This is a genomic window from Ramlibacter sp. bp-362 (genome assembly GCF_054956735.1).
In genome coordinates this window covers 1-256 of record NZ_JBUDXE010000070.1, presented here as the reverse complement: position 1 = coordinate 256, position 256 = coordinate 1, and the positions used below count along the sequence as shown (strand labels likewise).

Genomic DNA, 256 nt, shown 5'->3' with positions numbered 1-256 from the left:
ATGCGGCGCTGGTCGCGGTTCTGGAAGATCGAACGCAGGAGGGAGAGCGTCGACGGCATCAGCATGGCGCCGAAGAAGCCCAGGAGCGCGCGGGCGGCGATGAGCAGCCCGGCGGTCGGTGCGAACGCCGCGAGGGCGGAGACCGCGGCGAAGCCGGTCGCTCCGATCAGCAGCATCCGGCGTCGACCGAAGCGGTCGCCCAGCGTGCCCATCGTGACGAGGAGTCCGGCGAGCACCAGGGGGTACACGTCGATGA

At 70.7% G+C, this 256-nt stretch carries 1 protein-coding gene; it reads right to left on the bottom strand.

Features of this window, described 5'->3' with window-relative positions:
* On the bottom strand, positions 1 to 256 hold a 256-nt coding region (locus ACY0MJ_RS22440; RefSeq protein ID WP_462640775.1), incomplete at both ends, for an MFS transporter.